We start from the raw sequence: 5,828 nt of genomic DNA, 5'->3' as shown, positions 1-5,828 counted from the left end.
CGCAAGGGCGACGCGTCCTACTTCACCATCACCGTCGGTGATCGGAGTGCTGAGAACGCGGTCTGGGCCTACCCGGATCCGATCCCCGAGGCGGCCGAGCTCGCCGACCATGTCGCCTTCTACTGGGACAGGGCCGATGCCTGGTACGAGGAGGACGAGGAGGTCTTCGTCCACCCCCGCGACCCCTACAAGCGTGTCGACGCGCTGCCCTCGTCGCGGCACGTCGAGGTCCGTGTCGGCGGCGAGCTGTTGGCCGACACCCACCATCCGACCCTGCTCTTCGAGACCGGGCTGCCGATCCGTTACTACCTGCCCAAGCTCGACGTGCGATGGGACCGGCTGACACCGGCACCGACCCGCACCCGCTGCCCGTACAAGGGCGAAGCGCGGTACTGGTCTCACGAGAGACCGGACGGTACGCGGATCGACGACATCGCGTGGAGCTACGCCGAATCCATTCCAGAGATCCCGAAGATCGCTGGTCTTGTCGCGTTCTTCAACGAGCGGGTCGACCTGACCGTAGACGGTGTCCGCCAGCCGCGCCCCAGCACGCCCTGGTCCTGACCGGCGTATCGGCCTCGTACTTCACATATCTGTCCGCATCTGCCCGTATCTGTTGTTATTCATCCCACGGTCCGTTCGCGCCTCGCCCTGACAATTCGCTCCCGATCTCGACATCCCGGCACCGCAATCCCCGAGACATCCCCGGAGGGACATCCGCCATGAGCGACACGATTCCCGTCATCGACTTTCAGGCGGCCCTCGCCGAGGACGCCCCCGCCGGCCTGCTGCGGCGGATCCGCGACGCGGCCGAGAGCATCGGACTGATCCAGGTGGTCAACCACGGCGTCCCGCAGGACCTGATCGAGGACTTCGAGCGGCGGATCGGGCGCATCCTGCGGCTGCCCCGCGCCGAGAAGGCCACGCTTGCCAGCCCCACCGGGCATCCCTACCGCGGCTGGCGCCAGTGGCCCGACGACTTCGGCCGCCTGGAGCTCGAGCGGTACTCGATCGCCCAGTTCGACAACCCGGCCGATGCCGCCGCTGCCGGGGTCAGCCGGCGGTGGCTCGGGCTCTACGAGCACGCCAACGTCTGGCCACCGCAGGACCCCGGCCTGCGCGAGGTCACCTTCGCCTACATCGACGCGGCCGTCGGCCTGGCCCGGCGGGCGCTGGGCCTGTACGAGCGGATCCTCGGCCTGCCCGCCGGCGGCTTCCCGCACGACGAGCCCCACTACACCAGCTTTGTCGTCAACGACTACCCGACCTGGACCTACCCGGACACCGCCTCCGACGAGGACAAACTCCTGCTGCTGGAGCACACGGACACCTCGGCCGTGACGATCCTGCACCAGAGCGGCGACTACACCGGGCTGCAGGTGCAGCTACCCGACGGAAGGTGGATCCCGGTGCCTGCCGTGCCCGGCGCGCTGCAGGTGTTCTCGGGGACGATCCTCACCCGCTGGACCAACGGCCGGCTACGTCCCGTCCGCCACCGGGTCGTGGCCGGCGGCACGGTGACCCGACGGTCCATCGGGATCTTCTACCATCCGAGCCTCGACACCGTGCTCGAGCCGCTGCCGGCCTTCGCCGGCGCGGACGGCACCGGCTTCGAACCGGCGGTGCTGGGCGAGCTCACCGAGAACGGGGTCGAGGACTACCTCAGGACCTACGGCCGTCCCGATCAGATAGCGGCCTGGCGGGAGGGCCGGCCGTACGTCTCCGAGCTGGCGGAAACCTCGGCCGGACGCTGAACCGCCCAGCGGGAGGGGCGAACGGATCCGATGATGCGTGTTTCCTGGCCTGTCGGGCCAACGACCTTCCGCCTGTCATGCAACGTCGCGTGGCTAGAATCGCAACAGCTTGTGCGGAGGATATGGACGTTTTCATGATGGTGGGCGGTAGTTGGTGCCGTCCGGGGGTGAACGCCGAGCCGTGATCGTCGATCGTGCGCGGATAGGCGCCGCGCTGCCCGCCTACGAGCTGGGCACCCAGCTCGGTACCGGCGCGTTCGGGCTGGTGATCGAGGGCCGGCACCGCCGGCTGGAGCGGCCCGTGGCCATCAAGGTGCTGGCCGCGGCCCAGGAGGGCGCGGGCACCGATTTCGCCGCCGAGGCGCGGCTGCTCGCCGGCATCGACCACCCGCATGTGGTCCGGGTCTACGACTACGTCGAGACCGTGGACCTGCATCTGATCATCATGGAGCTGCTGGGCGGGGGGACGCTGACCCGCCGCCGGGTGGGCCTGCCGCCCGAGGACGCCTGCGCGGCCGGGCTGGCCGTGGCCACGGCGTTGTCCTGCGCGCACGGCCAGGGGATGCTGCACCGCGACATCAAGACCGACAACATGCTCTTCGACACCACGGGCCTGCTGAAGGTCACCGACTTCGGGATCGCGAAGATCGTCGAAGGGACGGCGGCCACCGCCAGCGCGCTCGTGGGCACCCCCGCCTACATGGCCCCCGAGCAGATCACCGGTGGCCGGCTGGGCCCGGCCACCGACCTGTACGCGCTGGGGGTCGTGCTCTACCACCTGCTGACCGGCGCGGCGCCGTTCGACCCGAAGCTGCCGGTGCGCGCGCTGTGGCAGCAGCACCTCGACGTCGTCCCAGCGTCGCCGACAGGGGTGCCCGCCCCGGTCGCGGAGGTCGTCCTGCGCGCCCTGGCCAAGGATCCGGCCGCCCGCCAGCCCTCCGCCCACGCCTTCGCCCTCGAGCTGGCCCATGCCGCCGCCGACGCCTACGGCCCGGGCTGGACCACCCGCTCCAGCATCCGGCTGCGCCTCGACGACGACATCCGTCAGGCCGCCGGCCACGTGCCGGCACCCGGCGAGCGGGTGCCGCCGACGGCCAGGTATGTACCCACAGCGCCACCGCCACCGGCTGACGCCTTCAGGCCCGCGGGGCCGCCGCCACCGGCAGGTGCCTTCAGGCCCGCGGCGGCCCCGCCACCGGCAGGTGCTTCCGACAAGGCAGACGCTTTCAGGCCCGCGACGCCACCGCCGGCGGCAGATGTCCTCAACAAGCAGGAGACACCCGCGTACCAGGCCCGTGGCCACGAGCCGCGCCTGAGAGCCGGCCGTGGCGCCGATACCGGCGCGGACAGCACAGGTATCGGCGCCGGCTATGGCGCGCAGGGCACGCAGCCGCCCTGGCCGCACCAGGCACAGCCGCCATTGCCAGGCACGTTGCCCTTCCAGCCGCCGGCCGTACCCCCTGGTGATGGCGACCGGGGCCGTAGGCCTCGGCGCCGGCTGCGGTGGGCGGTCGTGACCGCTTTCCTGCTGGCCGCCGTCATCGCCGCGGTCGTTTCCCTGGCCACCCTCACCGGCACCGGTGACGGCGAAGCCTCGCTGGCGAGCGCAGGGGCGGCCGGCTCGCGCGGCCCGATTGTTTCGCCGTCCTCACCAGGATCGTCTGCTTCGTCGTCATCGAGAGGCTCATCGGATTCGTCCGCCTCATCCGCATCATCACCTTTGCCGGTTTCATCGGTTTCGGGCGACGCCGTTTCTGGAGCCGCCGGAGGCGCCAGTCCGTCGGCGCTCTCCGGGACGAGGCCATGGTCCGAGGCGACCGCGGTGCTGACCGCGACGGACGGCGTGGCCACCTCGGTACGGGCCGAAACACTGTCCTACTGCATCTCCGTGGGGCACGGCATCACGCTGTCCAGCGGCCAGGACATCCCGTTCGAGAAAATGAGAAGCATAGAGGTGCTGCGCTCGGACGAGCAGTTCACCCCGAACGGCAAGGCCGACCTGGTCGTCACCCTGCTCACCGGCCAGACGGCGCGGGGTGGCATCGGAACCGGCTGCGATTTCTTCGGCACCAACGACCTGGGCCGTTTCAGCATCTACCCGAACCGCCTGAAGCGAATAGACTTCCAGCGATAGAATCTCGGCCGGGCCGTGGACGCTGTCCGCGGGCTTCCGTACGGGCACGATCCGGACGAGTTCGTCGTTCGGTACGTTTTTCGGCCCGGCTGGCGTACATGGCAACAAACATACGGCGATCTTTTTCGCAGCCTGTCAACGAATGTCGTCGCCGGCGTGGCCGCTGATGATTAGCTGACCGTTGCTCCGTGCGTGTCCGGCGGCGGGCGGACGTTGCCCGCGCGATCCGGGGCCGGCCGGGTACGGCTTCGGGGCGGTCGCGATCTTCCTGTGTCCGGTGTCCTGTGCTGCCGCGTCGGGCCGCCGTGTCCGCTGGGCCGGTAACGTTGTACTGGTCATGACCGTGTCCCTCGACGGCCATCCGTGGCCGAGCTCCGGCAGCCGCCGTACGTCTCGGCAGTCCGACCTGTTCGACCGGCTCGTCGAGATTTTCCTGCGTGAGGGGTTCGCGCACTTCACACTTGCTGATCTTGCCGCGCGGCTGCGCTGCTCGAAGTCGAGCCTTTACACGCTGGCGCACAGCAAGGAGCAGCTTGCCGTCGCGGTCGTCGTCCACTTCTTCCGTGCCGCCGCGGCCGAGGTGGAGCGGCGGGTGGCCGAGGTCGTGGATCCGGGTGCGCGGGTCGGCGCTTATCTGGCGGCCGTGGCGGAGGAGCTGAAGCCGGCGTCCGAGGCCTTCCGGCGGGATCTCGCAGCCTTCCCGCCGGCCCGCGACGTCTACGAGCTCAACACGCGGGTCGCGGCGGCGCGGATTCGTACGCTCGTCGCCGAAGGGGTGGCCGGCGGGGCTTTCCGTGATGTGCACGCGTCCTTTGTCGGGCATGTCGCGACCCTTGCGATGGTCGCCATTCAGCAGGGCGAGATCGCGGGTGTCACCGGCCTCTCCGATGCCGACGCCTACGCCGAGCTGGCGAAACTGCTGCTGCACGGGATCGTCCAGGACGCGGATACGGACGCGGATGCGGACGCCGCCGAACAGCCTTGCCTGACCGAACGGCCAGCGGCCTGCCCGGCTGACTGACGGTGTGAACGGAGTGGCGGCCCGCCGGGGCGCGCGTGCCGGGCCGGGGCGAGGAGCTGTCAGGAGCAGGCGAGGTGCCGGCTGATGACCAGCCGCTGGATCTGGTTGGTGCCTTCGAAGATCTGCATGACCTTGGCTTCGCGCATGTACCGTTCGACCGGATAGTCGTGGGTGTAGCCGGCACCGCCGAACACCTGGACGGCGTCCTCGGTGACTTTCATGGCGGCGTCGGTGGCGACCAGTTTGGCGATGCTGGCCTGGCGGGAGAACGGCAGCCCAGCGTCGCGGCGGCGGGCGGCGGCGAGCGTGGTGGCGCGTGCCGACTCCACGGCGGCGGCCATGTCGGCGAGCAGGAAACCGAGCCCCTGGTGCTCGATGATCGGTTTGCCGAAGCTCGTGCGCTGCCGGGCGTAGGCGACCGCGTCGTCGAGGGCGCGCTGGGCCAGGCCGACGGCGGTGGCGGCGATCCCGAGACGGCCGGAGTCCAGCGCGGACAGGGCGATCGACAGCCCCTGCCCGGGCTGTCCGACCAGCCGGTCGGCGGGCAGCCGGACGTCGGAGAAGTTCACGATGGCGGTGGGGGAGCCCCGCAGCCCCATCTTCCGCTCCGGCGGCTGGGCGGTCAGGCCGTCGCTCGTGGCGTCGGCGACGAAGCAGGAGATGCCGCCGGAGCGGTCGTCGGAGGTGCGGGCGAAGACGGTGTAGAAGTCCGCCGCCCCGCCGTGGGTGACCCACGCCTTGGTCCCGGTCAGCAGGAAGCCGCCGTCCGTGGTGGCGGCCGCGCGGGTGCGCATCGCGCTCGGGTCCGAGCCGGCGTGCGTCTCGGACAGGCAGTAGGCGCCCAGCAGGTCGCCATCGAGCAGCCGCGGGAGCAGGGTCGCGCGTTGTTCCGGGCTGCCGGCGATGGCCAGCGGGTAGC

5 protein-coding genes are annotated in these 5,828 nt (G+C 70.6%); 4 read left to right on the top strand and 1 reads right to left on the bottom strand.

The window, feature by feature from the left end; translation table 11 throughout:
* From NBW84_RS21800 to NBW84_RS21785, 4 genes are all read left to right on the top strand, one after another.
* A partial coding sequence (locus NBW84_RS21800) for a DUF427 domain-containing protein (RefSeq protein WP_250286948.1) occupies positions 1-564 on the top strand: 564 nt, incomplete at its 5' end.
* A 158-nt stretch (positions 565-722) separates the two neighbouring features.
* Entirely contained in the window at positions 723-1,754 is a 1,032-nt protein-coding gene (locus NBW84_RS21795; RefSeq protein WP_250286945.1) for a 2OG-Fe(II) oxygenase family protein, read from the top strand.
* Positions 1,755-1,935: 181 nt separating this feature from the next.
* Complete coding sequence (locus tag NBW84_RS21790) at positions 1,936-3,888, top strand: serine/threonine-protein kinase (RefSeq protein WP_250286942.1); 1,953 nt, start codon at positions 1,936-1,938, stop codon at positions 3,886-3,888.
* Positions 3,889-4,225: 337 nt separating this feature from the next.
* Positions 4,226-4,909, top strand: a complete 684-nt coding sequence (locus tag NBW84_RS21785) for a TetR/AcrR family transcriptional regulator (protein ID WP_250286940.1) — start codon at positions 4,226-4,228, stop codon at positions 4,907-4,909.
* Positions 4,910-4,968: 59 nt separating this feature from the next.
* Here the strand turns inward: NBW84_RS21785 and NBW84_RS21780 are convergent.
* On the bottom strand, positions 4,969-5,828 hold an 860-nt coding region (locus NBW84_RS21780; RefSeq protein ID WP_250286939.1), incomplete at its 5' end, for an acyl-CoA dehydrogenase family protein.

The organism is Protofrankia sp. CiP1_Cm_nod2 (genome assembly GCF_920664355.1).
In the GTDB taxonomy this organism is placed as follows: Bacteria; Actinomycetota; Actinomycetes; order Frankiales; family Frankiaceae; genus Protofrankia.
The sequence above is the reverse complement of the archived record's forward strand: the minus strand, read 5'-3'. Positions and strand labels throughout refer to the sequence as shown.